16 protein-coding genes and 1 pseudogene are annotated in these 19500 nt (G+C 71.8%); 14 read left to right on the top strand and 3 right to left on the bottom strand.

Features of this window, described 5'->3' with window-relative positions; all coding sequences use genetic code 11:
* Positions 1 to 118 precede the first annotated feature (118 nt).
* Positions 119 to 1255, top strand: a complete 1137-nt coding sequence (locus ACFP2V_RS21140; protein ID WP_381214599.1) for a glycosyltransferase family 4 protein — start codon at positions 119 to 121, stop codon at positions 1253 to 1255.
* Between the two features lie 109 nt (positions 1256 to 1364).
* Here ACFP2V_RS21140 and ACFP2V_RS21135 read toward each other — a convergent pair whose 3' ends face one another.
* Positions 1365 to 3167 (bottom strand): glycoside hydrolase family 15 protein, encoded by a 1803-nt coding sequence (locus ACFP2V_RS21135; protein WP_381214642.1) that lies wholly within the window; start codon positions 3165 to 3167, stop codon positions 1365 to 1367.
* A gap of 528 nt (positions 3168 to 3695) precedes the next feature.
* Between ACFP2V_RS21135 and ACFP2V_RS21130 the strand changes: the two genes are divergently transcribed.
* The 11 genes from ACFP2V_RS21130 (at position 3696) to ACFP2V_RS21080 (ending at position 16560) form a co-directional block, all read left to right on the top strand.
* Positions 3696 to 5342, top strand: a complete 1647-nt coding sequence (locus ACFP2V_RS21130) for a CTP synthase (RefSeq protein WP_381214595.1) — start codon at positions 3696 to 3698, stop codon at positions 5340 to 5342.
* Between the two features lie 109 nt (positions 5343 to 5451).
* Entirely contained in the window at positions 5452 to 6078 is a 627-nt protein-coding gene (locus ACFP2V_RS21125; RefSeq protein WP_381214639.1) for an NUDIX domain-containing protein, read from the top strand.
* 162 nt (positions 6079 to 6240) lie between these two features.
* On the top strand, positions 6241 to 8298 hold the full coding sequence (locus ACFP2V_RS21120; RefSeq protein WP_381214592.1) for a tetratricopeptide repeat protein: 2058 nt from the start codon (positions 6241 to 6243) through the stop codon (positions 8296 to 8298).
* Between the two features lie 134 nt (positions 8299 to 8432).
* Positions 8433 to 9557 (top strand): alanine dehydrogenase, encoded by a 1125-nt coding sequence (gene ald / locus ACFP2V_RS21115; protein WP_381214589.1) that lies wholly within the window; start codon positions 8433 to 8435, stop codon positions 9555 to 9557.
* Positions 9558 to 10042: 485 nt separating this feature from the next.
* Complete coding sequence (locus ACFP2V_RS21110) at positions 10043 to 11170, top strand: ParA family protein (protein ID WP_381214586.1); 1128 nt, start codon at positions 10043 to 10045, stop codon at positions 11168 to 11170.
* Positions 11155 to 11721: a hypothetical protein gene (locus ACFP2V_RS21105; protein ID WP_381214583.1), complete on the top strand. Its 567-nt coding sequence runs from the start codon at positions 11155 to 11157 to the stop codon at positions 11719 to 11721. The genes ACFP2V_RS21110 and ACFP2V_RS21105 overlap by 16 nt, the downstream gene beginning before the upstream one ends.
* An 18-nt stretch (positions 11722 to 11739) precedes the next feature.
* Positions 11740 to 13032 carry a segregation and condensation protein A gene (locus tag ACFP2V_RS21100; protein ID WP_381214580.1) on the top strand — a complete coding sequence of 431 codons (1293 nt, stop codon included), beginning with the start codon at positions 11740 to 11742 and terminating at the stop codon, positions 13030 to 13032.
* On the top strand, positions 13029 to 13670 hold the full coding sequence (gene scpB, locus ACFP2V_RS21095; RefSeq protein ID WP_381214577.1) for an SMC-Scp complex subunit ScpB: 642 nt from the start codon (positions 13029 to 13031) through the stop codon (positions 13668 to 13670). Before ACFP2V_RS21100 ends, scpB begins: the two co-directional genes overlap by 4 nt.
* A gap of 22 nt (positions 13671 to 13692) precedes the next feature.
* Positions 13693 to 14763, top strand: coding sequence for a pseudouridine synthase (locus ACFP2V_RS21090; protein ID WP_381214574.1), 1071 nt, complete (start codon positions 13693 to 13695; stop codon positions 14761 to 14763).
* 61 nt (positions 14764 to 14824) lie between these two features.
* Entirely contained in the window at positions 14825 to 15544 is a 720-nt protein-coding gene (locus ACFP2V_RS21085) for an NUDIX hydrolase (RefSeq protein WP_381214572.1), read from the top strand.
* The gene (locus tag ACFP2V_RS21080; RefSeq protein ID WP_381214569.1) at positions 15541 to 16560 is read left to right on the top strand and encodes an ADP-ribosylglycohydrolase family protein; all 1020 of its coding nucleotides are present in this window, start codon (positions 15541 to 15543) and stop codon (positions 16558 to 16560) included. The genes ACFP2V_RS21085 and ACFP2V_RS21080 overlap by 4 nt, the downstream gene beginning before the upstream one ends.
* Before the next feature lie 31 nt (positions 16561 to 16591).
* Here ACFP2V_RS21080 and ACFP2V_RS21075 read toward each other — a convergent pair whose 3' ends face one another.
* Together ACFP2V_RS21075 and ACFP2V_RS21070 are read right to left on the bottom strand one after the other, a co-directional pair.
* Positions 16592 to 17284 (bottom strand): nucleotidyltransferase domain-containing protein, encoded by a 693-nt coding sequence (locus ACFP2V_RS21075; RefSeq protein WP_381214566.1) that lies wholly within the window; start codon positions 17282 to 17284, stop codon positions 16592 to 16594.
* Positions 17285 to 17312: 28 nt separating this feature from the next.
* Positions 17313 to 17710: pseudogene (locus ACFP2V_RS21070) on the bottom strand (Rieske (2Fe-2S) protein); the annotation flags it as partial.
* A gap of 223 nt (positions 17711 to 17933) precedes the next feature.
* On the opposite strand from ACFP2V_RS21070, the gene aroH reads away from it, so the two are divergent.
* Positions 17934 to 18296, top strand: coding sequence for a chorismate mutase (aroH, locus tag ACFP2V_RS21065; protein WP_381214563.1), 363 nt, complete (start codon positions 17934 to 17936; stop codon positions 18294 to 18296).
* A complete protein-coding gene (locus tag ACFP2V_RS21060; RefSeq protein ID WP_381214560.1) occupies positions 18293 to 19378 on the top strand; it encodes a prephenate dehydrogenase in 1086 nt (361 codons plus the stop codon). Before aroH ends, ACFP2V_RS21060 begins: the two co-directional genes overlap by 4 nt.
* Positions 19379 to 19500 lie beyond the last annotated feature (122 nt).

Raw genomic sequence — 19500 nt, 5'->3', positions numbered from 1 at the left:
CCTTGCTTCCTGGCATGCTTGACCGAGCACGCGTAGGAGACCGTGCGGTCCATCCTCTCCGCACGGTCCTTCTGTACGTTCCTCGGGACCACCCGACCCGAACCAGGAGCTCGGCCACGTGACCCCCGTGAGCAGCCACTCACCGCACGGCCAGACACCACTGCGCACCGTGCAGGTACTGGGCGGCGGCACCGCCGCGACCAGCGCCCACGTGAGGTCGCTGGCCGCGGGGCTCGTCGCGCGGGGCGTGCGGGTCATGGTGTGCGCCCCCATCGAGGCGGAGCACGCCTACGGCTTCACGGGGGTCGGCGCCGACCATGTCCACGTGCCGCGCAGCAGCGACCCCGGCTCGGTGTCCGCGCTGCGGGCGGCGTGCGCGGATGCCGACCTGGTGCACGCGCACGGCCTGCACGCCTCTTTCAGGACCGCGCTCGCCCTAGGCGGGCGGCGCACCCCGCTGATCGTCACCTGGCACGACCGGGCGCATGCCGACGGCGCCCGCGCGCACGTCCTGCGGCTGATGGAGCGGCGGGTCGCCAAGGCGGCCACCGTGGTGCTCGGGACCACCTCCGCCCTGGTCGACCGGGCGCGCCGGACCGGAGCACGGGACGCGAGACTGGCGGCCGTCGCCTTCCCCGGGCCGCGCACGGCCCCGGAGGCGAAGGACCCCGACGGATCGCGGCCCAAACTCCTGGCCGAACTCGGAGCCATCGGCCGCCCGTTACTGATCACCGTCGGCGCCCTCGAACGCAACCGAGGCCACCACACCCTGCTCGACGCCACACACGGATGGCGCCGCCTCGACCCCCAGCCGCTGGTCGCCGTCGCGGGGGAGGGGTCGCTGCGCGGTGAACTCCAGCGCCGGATCACGGACGAGGACCTGCCGGTCCGGCTCGTCGGACGGCGCGACGACGTCACCGATCTGCTGGAGGCCGCCGACCTCGCGCTGCTGCCGAGCCGGTGGGAGGGGCGCTCCGTCCTCGCCCAGCAGGCCCTCCGCGCGCGCGTGCCGCTCGTCGCGGCCGACACCGGCGGCATCCCCGAACTGGTCGGCGACGCTGCCGAACTCGTCCCGTACCGCAATGCGCGTGCCCTCGCCGACGCCGTCGTACGGCTGCTCGGCGACCCCGGGCGTCGGGACGAGCTCAGGGCCAGGGGCGCCCGGCAGGCGGCCGGATGGCCGACGGAGGACGAGGCGGTGGCCCAGGTCCTCAGCGTCTACGACGAATTGACGCAGCCCCGGCCCCTGATCTGAGACCGCTGGACCGGACGCGCCACCTTCTGTGCGGGGCCGTGCTCCTGGCGACCGCTCCTGGCCACCTCCGTCGGACGGGCCGGGCCCGCCCGACGGACGGCGTGCCCGCTCAGCCCCCGTACGCCCCCGAGGCCGTCAGGCGCAGGGCCGTGTCGATGAGGGGGACGTGGCTGAAGGCCTGCGGGAAGTTGCCGACCTGGCGCTGCCGGACCGGGTCCCACTCCTCGGCGAGCAGGCCGAGGTCGTTGCGCAGGGCCAGCAGCCTCTCGAACAGCCTGCGGGCCTCGTCCACGCGGCCGATCATCGCCAGGTCGTCGGCCATCCAGAACGAAACGGCGAGGAACGCGCCCTCGTCGCCCGGCAGCCCGTCGACGCCCTCGTCGGGGCCCTCCGTGGGGTAGCGCAGGATGAAGCCGTCCGGGGTGGACAGCTCGCGCTGGATCGCCTCGATGGTGCCGATCACCCGCTTGTCGTCCGGCGGCAGGAAGCCCATCTGCGGGATCAGCAGCAGCGAGGCGTCCAGCTCCTGCGAGCCGTACGACTGCGTGAACGTGTTGCGTTCCTTGTCGTAGCCCTTCTCGCACACGTCCCGGTGGATGTCGTCGCGCAGCTGCTTCCAGCGCTCCAGCGGGCCGTCCGCGTCGCCGGACTCGATGAGCTTGATGGTGCGGTCGACGGCGACCCACGCCATCACCTTGGAGTGCACGAAGTGCCGGCGCGGACCACGGACCTCCCAGATGCCCTCGTCCGGCTCCTGCCAGTGCTTCTCCAGGTACTGGATCAGCTTCAGCTGGAGCAGGGACGCGTAGTCGTTGCGGGCCAGGCCCGTCATGTGGGCCAGGTGCAGGGCCTCGGTGACCTCGCCGTACACATCCAGCTGGAGCTGGTGCGCCGCGCCGTTGCCCACCCGGACCGGGGCCGAGTTCTCGTAGCCGGGCAGCCAGTCCAGCTCCGCCTCGCCGAGCTCGCGCTCACCGGCGATGCCGTACATGATCTGCAGGTTCTCCGGGTCGCCGGCCACCGCGCGCAGTAGCCACTCGCGCCAGGCACGGGCCTCCTCGCGGTAGCCGGTGCGCAGCAGCGAGGACAGGGTGATCGCCGCGTCCCGCAGCCAGGTGTAGCGGTAGTCCCAGTTGCGGACGCCGCCGATGTCCTCCGGCAGGGAGGTGGTGGGCGCGGCGACGATGCCGCCGGTCGGCGCGTAGGTGAGGGCCTTCAGCGTGATCAGGGAGCGGATGACGGCCTCGCGGTAGGGGCCGTGGTACGTACAGTGCTCCACCCACTCCCGCCAGAAGTCCTCCGTCGCCTCCAGCGACTGCTCCGGCTCCGGCAGCGGCGGCGGCTCCTTGTGCGAGGGCTGCCACGACACCGTGAACGCGATCCGGTCGCCCGGCGTCACCGTGAAGTCCGAGTAGGTCGTCAGCGACTGCCCGTACGTCTCGGCGGACGTGTCGAACCACACCGAGTCCGGGCCCGCGACGGCGACCGTGCGTCCCTCCTGCTTGTGCACCCACGGCACCACTCGGCCGTAGGAGAAACGCATCCGGAGCGCCGAGCGCATCGGCACGCGACCCGAGACGCCCTCCACGATGCGGATGAGCTGCGGCGCGCCGTCGCGCGGGGGCATGAAATCGATCACCCGGACCGTGCCGCGCCCGGTGTCCCACTCGGACTCCAGGATCAGCGAGTCGCCGCGGTAGCTGCGCCGGGTCGCGGCCGGCGGCGGGGCCTCGGGGGCGTGCGCCGGGCCGATCCGCCAGAAGCCGTGCTCTTCGGTGCCCAACAGGCCGGCGAAGATGGCGTGCGAGTCGAAGCGGGGCAGGCACAGCCAGTCCACCGTGCCGTCCCGGCAGACCAGGGCAGCGGTCTGCATGTCTCCGATGAGTGCGTAATCTTCGATGCGCCCGGCCACGTGCAACTCCAGTCGAACGGCCACGTCACCCCGCAAGGGGTTGTCGCTGGTGCGGTCAAGGGGTTCATGAAATGTGTCGTTGAGCGGTGAAGCAAAGCAGTTGCTCAGCCTTGAATGCAAAGCGCCCATTGTTACTCAACGAACTGACGAGCTTGCGTTGTTCCGGTGAGACGGGCGGGGATGGTGCCGTTCGGCCGGCCGGGCTCGCCAGCGGGTGTCCGAGCAGGATACGACGCACGTAGACGGTCTGTGTGCCGCTCCGGACAACGTGCACCCGCCGAATGGGTGAGCAGGGCGTGTGGGACGTGTGACGGGTCACGGGCGTGCGGCCGCGCATGTACGGAGCGTGCCCGGACAGCATTGTCCCGCGGCGCTGATAAGCTGGTAGCCCGTGGACCGGTGGGCCCCTTCCCCGGAGGGGAAATCCAAAAGGGCACCCCCGAACCGCAGCGACGGCGCCGTCGGAGTTCTCCGGCAGTCGCCCGCCCCGCACCCCCAGACCGCGACCACGGGAGCCCCCTCTTGGCCATGCCCAAATCCACGACGACCAAGCACATCTTCGTCACCGGGGGTGTCGCCTCCTCGCTCGGCAAGGGGCTGACGGCCTCCAGCCTCGGCATGCTGCTCAAGGCCCGCGGTCTGCGCGTCGTCATGCAGAAGCTCGACCCGTACCTCAACGTCGACCCCGGCACGATGAACCCCTTCCAGCACGGTGAGGTCTTCGTCACCAACGACGGTGCCGAGACCGACCTGGACATCGGACACTACGAGCGCTTCCTCGACCGTGACCTGGACGGCTCCGCCAACGTCACCACGGGCCAGGTCTACTCGACCGTGATCGCCAAGGAGCGGCGCGGCGAGTACCTGGGCGACACCGTGCAGGTCATCCCGCACATCACCAACGAGATCAAGCACCGCATCCGCCGCATGGCGACGGACGAGGTCGACGTCGTGATCACCGAGGTCGGCGGCACGGTCGGCGACATCGAGTCGCTGCCGTTTTTGGAGACCGTCCGCCAGGTGCGGCACGAGGTCGGCCGCGACAACGTGTTCGTCGTCCACATCTCGCTCCTGCCCTACATCGGCCCCTCGGGCGAGCTGAAGACGAAGCCCACCCAGCACTCGGTCGCGGCGCTGCGCAACATCGGTATCCAGCCGGACGCGATCGTGCTGCGCTGCGACCGCGAGGTGCCGACCGCGATCAAGCGGAAGATCTCGCTGATGTGCGACGTCGACGAGGCCGCCGTGGTCGCCTGCCCCGACGCCCGTTCGATCTACGACATCCCGAAGGTCGTGCACACCGAGGGCCTGGACGCCTACGTCGTGCGCAAGCTGGACCTGCCGTTCCGGGACGTGGACTGGACGACCTGGGACGACCTGCTCGACCGGGTCCACAACCCCGACCACGAGATCACCCTCGCCCTGGTCGGCAAGTACATCGACCTTCCCGACGCCTACCTCTCGGTCACCGAGGCGCTGCGCGCGGGCGGCTTCGCCAACAAGGCCCGGGTGAAGATCAAGTGGGTCACCTCCGACGACTGCAAGACCGCGGCCGGCGCCCAGGCGCAGCTCGGTGACGTCGACGCCATCTGCATCCCCGGCGGCTTCGGGGACCGCGGGGTGCTCGGCAAGGTCGGCGCGATCCGCTTCGCACGCGAGAACCGGATTCCGCTGCTCGGTCTCTGTCTGGGCCTGCAGTGCATCGTGATCGACGCGGCCCGCAACCTCGCGGACATCTCCGACGCCAACTCCACCGAGTTCGACCCGGCGACCTCCCACCCGGTCATCTCCACCATGGCCGAGCAGCTCGACATCGTCGCCGGTGAAGGCGACATGGGCGGCACGATGCGGCTCGGCATGTACCCGGCCAAGCTGGCCGAGGGCTCGATCGTGCGCGAGGTGTACGACGGCAAGGAGTACGTCGAGGAGCGCCACCGGCACCGCTACGAGGTGAACAACGCCTACCGCGCGGAGCTGGAGAAGAAGGCCGGCATCGTCTTCTCCGGCACCTCCCCGGACGGCAAGCTCGTCGAGTACGTCGAGTACCCGCGCGAGGTCCACCCGTACCTGGTCGCGACCCAGGCGCACCCGGAACTGCGCTCGCGTCCGACGCGTCCGCACCCGCTGTTCGCGGGCCTCGTCAAGGCCGCGGTCGAGCGGAAGATCTCGAAGTAGCACACCGGTTGTACGGTTGCCGGGGCGCGAAACCCTCAATCGGCGAGCGCCCCGGCCGCCGCTGTGCGCCAGTACGCCTGTACGTCTGGGAAGGACCGGAATGACCGGAATGACCATCAAGGACACCCCGGAGGAGTGGGAGGTCCGGGCGACCAGGACGCCCTTCGTCGGCAACAAGACCTCCGTACGCACCGACGACGTGGTCATGCCCAACGGGACCGTGGTCCACCGCGACTACCAGGTCCACCCCGGTTCCGTGGCCGTCCTCGCCCTCGACGACGCCGACCGCGTCCTGGTCCTGCGCCAGTACCGCCACCCCGTGCGTCACAAGCTGTGGGAGATTCCGGCCGGCCTGCTCGACGTCCCCGGTGAGAACCCGCTGCACGCCGCCCAGCGGGAGCTGTACGAGGAGGCGCACGTCAAGGCCGGGGACTGGCGGGTGCTGACCGACGTCTACACCACCGCCGGCGGCTGTGACGAGGCCGTACGGATCTTCCTGGCCCGGAGTCTGTCCGAGGCCGACGGCGACCGCTTCGAGGTCGAGGACGAAGAGGCGGACATGGAACTGGCCCGGGTGCCCGTCGCGGACCTGGTCCGCGGGGTGCTGGCCGGCGAACTGCACAACAACTGCCTGGTGGTGGGCGTGCTTTCGCTCGTCGCCGCGCGGGACGGGGACGGGCTCGACGCGCTGCGTCCGGCCGGGGCGCCGTGGCCTGCCCGCCCGTTCGACGCCTGAACCACCCGGATCCCCTTGTGATGTGACCATCGGCTGATCCGATCGGGGGACGCATCCGCCGTGCTCCACACGGAACGTAGCAGAGCGTGAACTAGGCTCTGAAAAACGCCCGATCCGGAGTCCCGGCGGGCTTGCGCGTGCGGTGGGACGGGAGTGTGGCCCGTGACGGATCAGGCGGTGGACACGGACGGTGTGCGGCTCTCCCACGACGTTGCCGCGGAGACCCGATTCCTGGGCCGCACCAGGGAGTTGAAGGAGCTCCGGGCCGACATCGAGCGCGCGGGACTCGACACCCTCTCCGGCCGCAAGGCCCCCAGCGCCCGGGTGCTGCTCATCGCCGGCCGGCCCGGCTCCGGCCGGACGACGCTCGGTGAGGAACTCGTCCGCCAGGTCGCCGACCGCTACCCCGACGGGGTGCTGCGCGCCCGGCTGAGCGAGACCGACGGCACGCGCGTGCCCGTCGAGCGCTCCGTGCGGGAGCTGCTCGGCGCGCTCGAGGTTCCCGCCCCGGCCGGCGCCGACGAGGACGATCTCGTCGAGGCGCTGCGGGCCGCCCTGGCCGGTCGCCGGACGCTGCTCCTGCTGGACGACGCGGCCGATGCCGAGCAGGTCGACGCCCTGCTGCCGGACAACCCCGACTGCCTGGTGGTCGCCATCTCCCAGGGCCCGCTGACCGGCATCTCCGACGTCCGCCCCTGCACCCTCGGCGGCCTCGACACCAAGTCCGCCGTGGAACTGCTGTCCCGGATCGCCGGCTCGGTCCGCATCACCGTCGACCCGCGGGCCGCGGAGGGACTGGCGGAACAGTGCCAGGGACAGCCTGCCGCCCTGGTCCTGGCCGGCGGCTGGCTCGCCGCCCGACCCAAGGCCGCCGTCGCCGACCTCGCCAGGCATCTGCACGCCGGGGCCGACGAGGACACCGCGACCGGCCGTGCCCTGCGGCTGGTGCACGACGAGCTGCCCGCGCCCGCCGCCCGGATACTGCGTCTGCTGAGCCTCGCCCCGGCCGGCCTGGCCGACCCGCACACCGCCTCCGCGCTCGCAGGATGCTCGATGAGCAGCGCGCGCACCACCCTGGACGACTTCGTCTCCGTGGGTCTGCTGCACCCCGTAAGGACCTCGCTGCCGCAGTACGAGGTGCCCGGCTGCCTGCACCCCCTGCTGAAAGGCCTCGCCGAGGCCCACGAACGGCCCGGGGAGCTCCAGCTGGCCCGCGCCCGCATGTTGGAACGGACCGTACGGCTGCTCCAGTCGTGCAGGGCCATCACCGAGACCGACAGCCCACAGGCACGCGAGAAGCTCCTCGGGATGCCGCGCTCCCTGCGCTTCCCCAGTCCCCGCGACGCCGCCGACTGGCTGCGCGTCCGCAGGCCCGCTCTGCTGGCCTCGGCCCGCCTCGCGGTCGCCGACGGGACGCTGGACACCCTGGCCCGCCGCCTGATGTCCCAGCTGGTGCGTGCCATGGTGGCCCACTTCGGCACCCAGGCCGCCGCCGGCGACCTCTACGGCATCCACCACCTGGTCCTCGATGTGGCCGAACGCCGGAAACTTCCCCGCGAGCGGGCCGCGGCCCTGCTGAACCTCGGCGACCTCGACGCCCGTACCGGCCGCACGGCCGACGCGCTGGCGCGCTACCGGGCCGCGCTGGACGCCGGCCGCGCGGCGAACGATCCGTACGCGACCGGCCGCGCGACGGAATCCGTGGGAGGCGCCCATCTGGAGCTCGGCGACTTCGACCGGGCCGCCGACTGGTTCGGCCGGGCCCTGGCCGAGCGGCTCGCCCAGGGCGAGCGCGCGGACGCCGCCCGCCTGTACGGCCGGATCGCCGCCGCCCACACCTACGCCGGCCGCTACGGTGAGGCGCTGCGGAACTGGCGGGCGGCGGTCGCCGGGCACCGAAGGAACGGCGACGTGGCCGCCCAGGCGCGCGCGTTGAGCGAACTGGCCCGGGTCCAGGAGTACGCGGGCCGCCCCGAGGAGTCACTGCGTACCTCCCGGGAGGCGGTGGAGTGGGCCCGGCGGGCCGAGGACACCCGGCTGCAGGCCGCGCTGCACCTGAGGCTCGCCGACACCTTCGCCCGCCTGGGCGACCCCACGTCGGCCGCGCTGCACCGGCGCTCGGCGGAGCAGATGCTGGGAGAAGAGGCCCAGGAACCTGGAACCGATCCGGAACAAGAAGGCGGCACCTGCGAAACCCGTAACGTCCCTGCGGAAGATTAAGGCTTTGTAAGGCTGTACAGCGGGAACACCTTCATTGAGATGGCCTTGTCGCACCATCTTCTGCGGTCTCTCCCGTGTGCGCCGGTGTGCCCGGGTATGTGCGGCAATACCTCATGCCCTCCGAACCAAGGACCGTGATCGACGTGAAGGTCGGCATCCCCCGCGAGGTCAAGAACAACGAGTTCCGGGTGGCCGTCACCCCTGCCGGCGTGCACGAGCTGGTGCGCCACGGCCACCAGGTCGTCATCGAGCACGGCGCCGGCGTGGGCTCCTCGATCCCGGACGGCGAGTACATCGCCGCGGGCGGGCAGATACTCGACACCGCCGACGAGGTGTGGGCCGCCGCCGACCTGCTGCTGAAGGTCAAGGAGCCCGTCGCCGAGGAGTATCACCGGCTGCGCAAGGACCAGACCCTCTTCACCTACCTGCACCTGGCCGCCTCCAGGGAGTGCACGGACGCACTCCTGGCCTCCGGCACCACCGCGATCGCCTACGAGACCGTCGAGCTGCCCAGCCGCGCGCTGCCGCTGCTCGCCCCCATGTCCGAGGTCGCGGGCCGGCTGTCCGCCCAGGTCGGCGCCTACCACCTGATGCGGGCCGGCGGCGGCCGCGGCGTGCTGCCCGGCGGAGTCCCCGGGGTGCCGGCCGGCCGTGCCGTCGTCATCGGGGGAGGCGTCTCCGGCTGGAGCGCCGCGCAGATCGCCGTCGGCATGGGCTTCCACGTGACCCTGCTCGACAAGGACGTCAACAAGCTCCGTGAGGCGGACCGGGTCTTCGGCACGAAGATCCAGACCGTCGTCTCCAACGCCTTCGAGCTGGAGAAGGCCTGCATCGAGGCCGATCTCGTGATCGGCGCCGTGCTGATCCCCGGCGCCAAGGCGCCGAAGCTGGTCACCAACGACCTCGTCTCGCGGATGAAGGGCGGGAGTGTCCTTGTCGACATCGCGATCGACCAGGGCGGCTGCTTCGAGGACTCCCACCCGACCACGCACGCCGAGCCGACCTTCACGGTCCACGAATCGGTCTTCTACTGCGTCGCCAACATGCCCGGCGCCGTGCCCAACACCTCCACCTACGCGCTCACCAACGCCACGCTGCCGTACATCGTCGAACTCGCGAACCGCGGTTGGGCGGAGGCGCTGCGCCGCGACCCCGGGCTCGCCAGGGGCCTCAACACGCATGACGGCAAGGTCGTTTACCGGGAGGTCGCCGAAGCGCACGGCCTGGACCACGTCGAACTCGCCGCGCTGCTCGCCTGAACCGGGCAGGCGCCGTCCGGGCGCCGCCCCGGGCCGTCTCCCGCGCAGCCACCCCCGACTCGGCGCCCAGAGGCCGCCTCAGGGCGTTAAGTCGACCAAGTCGTCGCTCCGCAAAGGAGATACGTCAACTTCCTTCGTCAACGTCATGCATCCGGACCCACCTTCCCCATCGGGTGCGGCGAGATGTGTGTATGGTCACTTCACGAATCAGGGGCAACTCGCCTCGAACGCACCCCTTCCACCGATTCGCACACCGGTGAAACCTGCCGTGCGACGGCCGTACGCCCTTGACAGAGGGATGTTTCATTGTCGACACATCGGGCCGGGTCCGGCGGATTGTGTTGCTGCGGACCGCCGACACGCCATAGAGTCGCCAACCGTCGGCATGATGCCACGCTGACCTGTCTAGAAGTTTCCTGGTCACCAAGGAGGTAAGACGACTTGTGAATGAGTCGACATTTACTCCCGGGGGTGGTCACCCAGGAATGACTGCACGGGGGCGGGGTCCCGCGGGGTTCGCTCCTGTCGGCTCCGTCGCCGTGCGCACCTTCGCATCCCATCAGATCCAGCAGGCGACTCCCACTGCACACCAGAGCATGGATGGCCATCACGTGAACGCCATGGCCGGCGACGGAAGTGGCGCGCCCCACAACCATTTCGCCGACTACGACGAACTGCCCGAGGGGCACTTCTACGATCCCGACGCCGAGTACGAGCCGGATCCCGAGTACGCGGCCACCCTCGCGCCCGACGCGGCCCGCCAGCGCCGTGAGCGCGTCGGCCCGACCGGGCGCCCGCTGCCGTACTTCCCGATCCCGGGTCCGCTGACCGACCACGGCCCCGCGAAGATCATCGCGATGTGCAACCAGAAGGGCGGCGTCGGCAAGACGACGTCGACCATCAACCTGGGTGCCGCGCTCGCGGAGTACGGACGCCGGGTGCTGCTCGTCGACTTCGACCCGCAGGGCGCGCTGTCGGTCGGACTCGGCGTCAACCCGATGGAACTCGATCTCACCGTCTACAACCTGCTCATGGAGCGGGGCATGGCGGCCGACGAGGTGCTGCTGAAGACGGCGGTCCCCAACATGGACCTGCTGCCCAGCAACATCGACCTGTCGGCGGCCGAGGTCCAGCTGGTCTCCGAGGTCGCCCGCGAGTCGACACTGCAGCGCGCGCTGAAGCCGCTCATGGACGACTACGACTACATCGTGATCGACTGCCAGCCCTCGCTCGGCCTGCTCACGGTCAACGCGCTGACGGCCGCGCACAAGGTGATCGTGCCGCTGGAGTGCGAGTTCTTCGCACTGCGCGGTGTGGCCCTGCTGACCGAGACCATCGAGAAGGTCCAGGAGCGGCTCAACCCCGAGCTGGAACTCGACGGGATCCTCGCCACGATGTACGACTCGCGCACGGTGCACAGCCGTGAGGTGCTCGCGCGTGTCGTCGAGGCCTTCGACGATCACGTCTACCACACGGTCATCGGGCGCACGGTCCGCTTCCCGGAGACCACCGTCGCCGGTGAGCCGATCACCACGTACGCGTCCAACTCCGTCGGCGCCGCCGCCTATCGCCAGCTTGCCAGGGAGGTGCTCGCCCGGTGTCACGCCGAGTGAGTCTGCCGGGGGCCGACGAACTCTTCCGTACGACAGGGGGGACGGCGCTCCAGGCGTCCGCGCCCAGGCGCCAGGTCAAGGGCGAGGGCCGGGTCCCCGCTCCCGCGGGGGAGAGCGACGCGGCCGCGGCCCAGGAGGACAGTCCGCAGTCGGTGCCCGCGCAGGGCGGTGACGGCGAGGGCGCCGAGCACGTCGCCACGGACGCAGAGCCGGCCGAAGCGGGCGAGTCCCGCAGCCGCGCCGCGCCGGAGCGCCCCGCGCGACGGCAGGGGGCGCCGGAGGGCCCGGCCGCAGAGGAGGCCCCGCGCAAGCGCGGAAGGGCGGCGGCACGCCGGCCCAGCGGCCGCGAGCGGCACGACGAGAAGATCACGGTGTACGTGTCCGCCGAGGAACTCATGGACCTCGAGCACGCCCGTCTGGTGCTCCGGGGCGAGCACGGACTGGCCGTCGACCGGGGAAGGATCGTCCGTGAGGCGGTCGCCGTGGTCCTCGCCGACCTGGAGTCCCGCGGGGACGCCAGCATCCTCGTACGACGTCTGCGCGGCCGGTAGCGGTAGCCTGCGGAGGCCATGACCTCGAACGACACCCCCGCCGCCGGCCGCGGCCCGCAGCCCGGCCGCCGTCGCGCGCTGGGGCGGGGACCGGGGGCTGTGCCGCCGGCGACACCGCCCGCGGAGGCGGGGGTGGAGCCGGACGCCGTGGTGGACGCCGCCGATCGCGCGGCGGTACCCGTCGTGGAACCGCGAGCGGAGGAACCAGAGGCGAGGACCGCGCCTTTCGCGGAGGCGCAGGCTCTGAACCAGGCCGCCCCGGCTGTCTGGGACGACGTACCCGACCCGGACGCCGATCCGCCGGCCGGGACGGCGCCTGCGGGCCCCGGGACGGGCGACGAACCGGCCGGGCCCGTGGTGGCACGTGCGGGGGGCTCCGGTGCGGGGACGCACGGCCCGGAGCGTGCCGAGGGGAACCCGGGGGCTGACGGAGCCGAGACGGCCGACGAGGCCGCGGAGTCCGAGGTGACAGAGGAGGACGACGGCCGGTTCAAGGTTCGGTTGTCGAACTTCGAAGGACCGTTCGACCTGCTGCTTCAGCTGATCTCCAAGCACAAGCTGGACGTCACCGAGGTCGCGCTGTCCAAGGTGACCGACGAGTTCATGGCGTACATCCGGGCGCTGGGACCCGACTGGGATCTGGACGAGACGACCGAGTTCCTGGTCGTCGCGGCCACGCTGCTCGATCTCAAGGCGGCCCGCCTGCTGCCCGCCGCAGAGGTGGAGGACGAGGCCGACCTCGCCCTGCTGGAGGCCCGGGACCTGCTGTTCGCCCGCCTGCTCCAGTACCGCGCGTACAAGCGGATCGCGGAGATCTTCAGCCGGCGGCTGGACGAGGAGGCCCGGCGCTACCCCCGTACCGTGGGACTCGAGCCGCACCACGCCGAGTTGCTCCCCGAGGTCGTCATCAGCATCGGCGCGGAGGGGTTCGCCCGGCTCGCCGTCAAGGCGATGCAGCCCAGGCCCAAGCCGCAGGTGTACGTCGACCACATCCACGCGCCCCTGGTCAGCGTGCAGGAGCAGGCCGGGATCGTGGTCGCGCGGCTGAGGCAGCTCGGCGAGGCCAGTTTCCGGACCCTGACCGAGGACACGGACGACACCCTGACCGTCGTCGCCCGGTTCCTCGCGCTCCTGGAGCTGTACCGGGAGAAGGCCGTCGCCCTCGATCAGGAGACCGCGCTCGGCGAGCTGACCGTGCGTTGGACCGGCGGCGGCGGGGACGCCGCCCCCGCGGTCACCGACGAGTTCGACCGACCGCCCGAAGCGCCGGGAGAGCCGCCGAAGGAAGGGGAAGGGGTGAGTAGGGAGTGAGTGAGGACACAGCCGGTGTTCCCGCAGGGCCGCGCGCCGTCGGAGACCTCGATCTCAGGCCCGCGCTGGAGGCGGTTCTCATGGTCGTGGACGAGCCCGCCACCGAGGAGCGGCTGGCGAGGATTCTGGAGCGGCCCAGACGGCAGGTCGCGGACGCGCTCCGCGCGCTGGCCGACGAGTACACCGTCCAGGGGTGCGGCTTCGAGCTGCGGCTCGTCGCCGGCGGGTGGCGTTTCTACAGCCGTCCCGAGTACGCCGCGGCCGTCGAGGGCTTCGTCCTGGACGGCCAGCAGGCCCGGCTCACCCAGGCCGCCCTGGAGACCCTCGCCGTGGTCGCCTACCGTCGGCCGGTCAGCCGCAGCAGGGTCTCCGCCGTGCGCGGAGTGAACTGCGACGGGGTCATGCGCACCCTGCTGCAGCGCGGTCTGGTCGAGGAGGCGGGCACGGAACCCGAAACAGGTGCGATCCTGTACACGACGACGAACTACTTCCTGGAGCGGATGGGCCTGCGCGGTCTGGACGAGCTCCCGGAGCTCGCGCCCTTCCTCCCGGAGGCGGAGGCGATCGAGGCCGAGACCCAGGAAGCCGTACCGTCGTTCGATCCGGACGCCCCGGACCCGGACGACGGTCCCCGATGAACACGACGACGACGGACATGTGATGCGAAGCAGCGGCAGCGGCAAGAGCGGCGGACGCGGTAACCCCCGCGGTTCCGGCGGCAACAGGGACCAGAAGCAGGGGCAGGGCCGCCCCGGCAAGCCCCGCCCGGAGGAGCGCCGCTACGACGTGGGACCCGGGTCCACCAAGGAGGGCCCGAAGTCCGGCCGCACCGGCGCCAAGCCGTCCGGCGGATCCTCCCAGGGCTCCCGGTCCGGACAGAAGGGCGGCGGGGGCCGTACGGCTCCGGGCCGCTCGCGCGAGTACGAGACGCGGATCGAGGAGCGCAACCGCGACCGGTACGCGGAGAAGAAGGACGTCAGGATCCCGAAGACCTTCCCGGGCGCCGAACAGGAGGGCGAGCGGCTGCAGAAGGTCCTCGCCCGCGCGGGGTACGGTTCCCGGCGCGCCTGCGAGGATCTGATCGAGCAGGCGCGGGTCGAGATCAACGGCGAGATCGTGCTGGAGCAGGGCCGCCGGGTCGACCCGGCGAAGGACGAGGTCAAGGTGGACGGGCTGACCGTCGCCACCCAGTCCTACCAGTTCTTCTCGCTGAACAAGCCCGCCGGTGTCGTCTCCACCATGGAGGACCCCGAGGGGCGTCAGTGCCTCGGCGACTACGTCACCAACCGCGAGACCCGGCTGTTCCACGTGGGCCGGCTCGACACCGAGACCGAGGGCGTCGTCCTGCTCACCAACCACGGTGAGCTGGCGCACCGGCTGACCCACCCGCGGTACGGGGTGAAGAAGACCTACCTCGCCCACATCGTCGGGCCGATCCCGCGCGACCTGGGCAAGCGGCTGAAGGACGGCATCCAGCTGGAGGACGGTTACGCGCGCGCGGACCACTTCCGCGTCGTCGAGCAGACCGGCAAGAACTACCTCGTCGAGGTGACCCTGCACGAGGGCCGCAAGCACATCGTGCGCCGCATGCTCGCCGAGGCGGGCTTCCCGGTCGACAAGCTGGTGCGCACCGGCTTCGGGCCGATCACCCTGGGCGACCAGAAGTCGGGCTGGCTGCGCCGGCTGTCCAACACCGAGGTCGGCATGCTGATGCAGGAGGTCGAGCTCTAAGGCCTTGTGTATGACTGCACCCCCTTTTATAGTCGACCTGACTATAAAAGGGGGTGCAGTCATGGACGGCTACGACAAGTACGCCCACGAGCCCTTCGCCGTCACCGTCGACCTCGCCGTGTTCACGCTCCGCGCGGGCGTGCTGCACGCGCTGCTCGTCGAGCGCGGCGAGGAGCCGTACACGGGCCGCTGGGCGCTGCCGGGCGGGTTCGTGCAGCCGGACGAGTCGGCGGAGACCGCCGCCCGGCGTGAACTCGCCGAGGAGACCGGGCTGACGGACGTGTCCGGACTGCACCTGGAGCAGTTGCGGACCTACAGCGAACCCGGCCGCGATCCCCGGATGCGGGTCGTCTCCGTCGCGTTCACCGCGCTGCTGCCCGACGCTCCCGAGGCGCGCGGCGGCGGCGACGCGGCACAGGCCCGCTGGATGCCGTACGGCTCCGCGCGGGCGCTTGCCTTCGACCACGACCGGATCCTGGCCGACGCCCGGGAACGCGTCGGCGCCAAGCTCGAGTACAGCTGCCTCGCCACGGCCTTCTGCCCGCCCGAGTTCACCCTCGGCGAGTTGCGGCGGGTCTACGAGGCCGTGTGGGGCACCACGCTCGACCGGCCCAACTTCCGACGCAAGGCGCTCGCCTCCGCGGGCTTCGTCGAAGCAGTCCCGGGTGCCGCACGTCTCACCGGCGGCCGGGGCAAACCCGCCGCGCTCTACCGGGCGGGCACCGCCACCACGCTCCACCCGCCCTTGCTCCGGCCGGCCACGGAAGGACGTCCCGCATGAACGCCGTCGTCACCAAGCGCGCCGCCACGGGCGCGCTCACCGGACTCGCCCTCGGGGACGCGCTCGGTTTTCCCACCGAGTTCAACGACGTCCCCTCGATCCTCGCCACGTTCGGGCCATGGCGGGAGAGGGACCTGCCGAAGCCGGCGATCGTCACCGACGACACCCAGATGACGCTGGCCCTGGGGCGCGGACTGCGCACGGCGATGGACCGAGGGCGGCTCGCCCCGAAGCGGCTGGAGCGGCCGGTGCGCGAGGAGTTCGTGGACTGGTACCGCTCGCCCGAGAACAACCGGGCGCCCGGCAACACCTGCCTGAAGGCCTGCCACCTGCTGTCCGAGGAGGACCGCCCCTGGCAGGACGCCAGCCAGGTCGGCTCCAAGGGCTGCGGTGCCAACATGCGGGTCGCGCCCCTGGGGCTCGCCCCCGGACTGAACGAGGAGCAGCGCGCGGGTGCCGCCCAGTTGCAGTCGGCCCTCACCCACGGGCACCCGACCGCGCTCGCCGCCTCCGACCTCACCGCCCACGCCGTACGCCTGCTCGCCGAGGGTGCCGAACCCGCCGGGCTGATCGGCTTGTTGCGCTCCTACGCCTACGAGAACCGCACCCGCTACCACGCGGTGTGGCTCGGCGACCTGTGGACCCGCGCGGGGGACCCCAGCCCCGAGCACTTCATCGCGCGCGGCTGGGACGAGTGCCTGGAGATCCTGGAACGCCTCCGGCGCGCCGTGCGCACCGTCTCGCCGGAGACCGATCCGTGCCTGGCGACGGGGGAGGGCTGGATCGCGGAGGAGGCCCTCGCGACCGGGCTGCTGTGCTTCCTGCTCTTCGTCGACGAACCGCTCACGGCCCTGCGCCGCGCCGCCTGCACCTCCGGCGACTCCGACTCCATCGCCTGCCTCGCGGGCGCCTTCGCGGGCGCCCACCTCGGCGTGGACGCCTGGCCGAACGCCTGGGCCGACCGCATCGAGTACCGGGACGAACTGCTGGCCCTGGGAGCGCTCTGGGACATCTGAGGGGAGCGCCCATGCCAAGGGGCCGCCCGCCCTACCCTGCCCGCAGGGCGGAAGCGCGGCGGACGCGGACCAGGAAGTCCTCGATCCGGCGTCGGTCCGGTTGCGCCGGGAGCGGCGTACGGTGCAGCGCCTCGCCGGCCTCCCGCTCCAGCCGGGCCATCCGGGCTTCGACCTCGGACCAGGGCACCTCGCCCCGCTTCACCGCGAGCAGCGGCTCGCGGTGCTCGCCCACGTCGATGGTGAGGACGCCCGTGCGCAGCACGTCGCGGGCGGAGAGCAGCAGGCGGAGCAGATGCATCGCGTGCTTCCAGCGGGGCGCCCCGTGCGTGCGGACGTCGGCCTCGAGTTTGCGGCGCTGGCCGTACGCGTACCCGATGAACGTCCCGTGGACCCGGCGGGAGAGGAACGCCCCGCGCAGGGCGAGCAGTTCGCGGCCGGTGTCGTCGGCGTACTCCATGAGCGGTGAGTGCAGGCACTCCAGGATGTTGGGGTTGGCGCGCAGGGCCAGCTCGCAGAAGCGCTCCAGCTCCCAGCTGAACTGCTCCTCGGCCGGCCCCTCGAGATGGGTCGGCGGCTTCTCGAAGCGCCAGAACAGGGGAGTGGGGGCGAGGAAGACGCCCCGGCGGTCGGTGTCGCTGCCCTCCGTGGCCAGGCCGAAGGCGCGCGAGCCCATGACGCAGGCGTAGACCGTGTGGTCGCGGACCAGGAGCTCGGCGGAGTGCATGCCCGGGAGCGTACGGGCCGGCTCGCGCCAGACGAATCGAATTTCCCTCCACCGTGATCCGCTCCACGGGCAGCGCCCCGGTGGCCGGCCCCTGCTCCACCGAGCCGTCGGTGATCCGGAACCGGCTGCCGTGGCAGGCGCAGTCGACCGTGCCGTCCGACACCTCCGCCACCAGGCAGTTCTGGTGGGCGCAGATCGCCGAGAAGGCCTTGAAGCCGCCCTGCTCGGGCCGGGTCGCCACAACCTTCCCGCCCTTGAGGATCACGCCCCCACCCACCGGGATGCCGTCGGTCGTGGCGGGTTCCCGCCCCGCCGGGCCGTCCGGCGCCGCGGTGCCCGAGGCGGCGTCCGGCGAGGAGCCGGCGCTGTCGCGCCTGCCGCGAGAAGGGCCGTGCGTCGTGTCGTGCGTGGGGTCGTGCGTCGGATTGCGCCAGTCGTGTCGTCACTCCGGAGGAGGGAACCACGGGGGCTCGGGAGGTTTGCGGAGGACTGAGGCATTTTTGCACCGACCGTCTCGGCGGGCGGGCACCGGACACCGGCCGCGCCCGTTCTGACTAGGCTGAACGACCGCACAACCGATACGCGCGTCAGCGCATCCAGCGCATCCAGTGCAATCAGCACATTCGGCACACCAGCGAGGAGCAACGCCGTGGCGATACGAGCGGTCCGGGGCGCCGTCCAGCTCGAGCGGGACGAGGCCGGCCACATGGAGGAACAGGTCGGCGCGCTGCTCACCGCAGTGCTGGAACGCAACGACCTGGCCACGGACGACCTGATCAGCATCTGGTTCACCGCCACGCCCGACCTGCACAGCGACTTCCCGGCCGCCGCCGCCCGCAAGCTCGGCATCGTCGACGTCCCCCTGATCTGCGCCCAGGAACTGGACATCGAGGGCGCCCTGCCCCGCGTCGTCCGCATCCTCGCGCACATCGAGTCCGACCGGCCGCGCGCCGACATCGCCCATGTGTACCTCGGCGCCGCGGCGGCCCTGCGCAAGGACATCGCCCAGTGAGAACCGCAGTCGTCATCGGTACCGGACTGATCGGCACGTCCGCCGCCCTCGCCCTGTCCCAGCGGGGCGTCACCGTCCACCTCGTCGACCACGACCCGGAGCAGGCCCGTACGGCCGCCGCGCTCGGCGCCGGTACCGACGGGCCCCCCGAGGGGCCGGTGGACCTGGCGATCGTCGCCGCCCCGCCCGCCCACGTGGCCGGCGTGCTCGCCGACGCCATGGAGCGCGGCGTGGCACGCGGCTACCTCGACGTCGCCAGCGTCAAGGGCGGGCCGCGCCGCGAGCTGGAGCAGCGTGGGCTCGACCTCTCGGCGTACATCGGTACGCACCCCATGTCCGGTCGTGAGAAGTCCGGCCCGCTGGCCGCCGGCGCGGACCTCTTCGAGGGCCGCCCCTGGGTGCTCACGCCCACCCGGGACACCGACACCGAGGTGCTGAACCTCGCCCTCGAGCTGGTCTCGCACTGCAGGGCCGTCCCGGTCGTCATGGACGCCGACGCCCACGACCGTGCCGTGGCCCTGGTCTCCCACATGCCGCACCTGGTGGCCGGCATGGTCGCCGCACGCCTGGAGCACGCCGAGGAGGCCGCCGTAAGGCTGTGCGGGCAGGGCATCCGGGATGTGACCAGGATCGCTGCCTCCGACCCCCGGATGTGGATCGACATCCTCTCCGCGAACCCCGGTCCGGTCGCCGACCTGCTCACCGACATCGGCGCCGACCTGGAGGAGACCGTACGGTCCCTGCGCGCGCTGCAGTCCTCCGACGAGGACAAGCGGCGCGAGGGCAGCACCGGCATCGAGGACGTGCTGCGCCGCGGCAACGCCGGCCAGATCCGGGTCCCGGGCAAACACGGCTCCGCCCCGCGTGCGTACGAGATCGTGGCGGTGCTCATCGACGACCAGCCGGGCCAGCTGGCGCGCATCTTCGCGGACGCCGGCCGTGCGGGCGTCAACGTCGAGGACATTCGTATCGAGCACGCGACCGGGCAGCAGGCCGGTCTGGTACAGCTCATGGTGGAGCCCAAGGCGGCTCCGGTGCTCACCGCGGCGCTGCGGGAGCGGGGCTGGTCCATCCGGCAGTAGCGCTGCCCGGCGGGCGGGCAGCGGTGGGCGGCGGCGTACGGTGCGTGGCGGGCGGCGGCCGTGGACGGCGTGCGGGGCGGACGGCGTGTGTGGTGCACGGCGGGCACCATGCAGGGCGGCGG

The sequence above is a fragment of the Streptomyces incanus genome (genome assembly GCF_042656345.1).
Classification (GTDB): domain Bacteria; phylum Actinomycetota; class Actinomycetes; order Streptomycetales; family Streptomycetaceae; genus Streptomyces; species Streptomyces incanus.
This window is presented reverse-complemented; position numbering and strand designations above follow the sequence as displayed.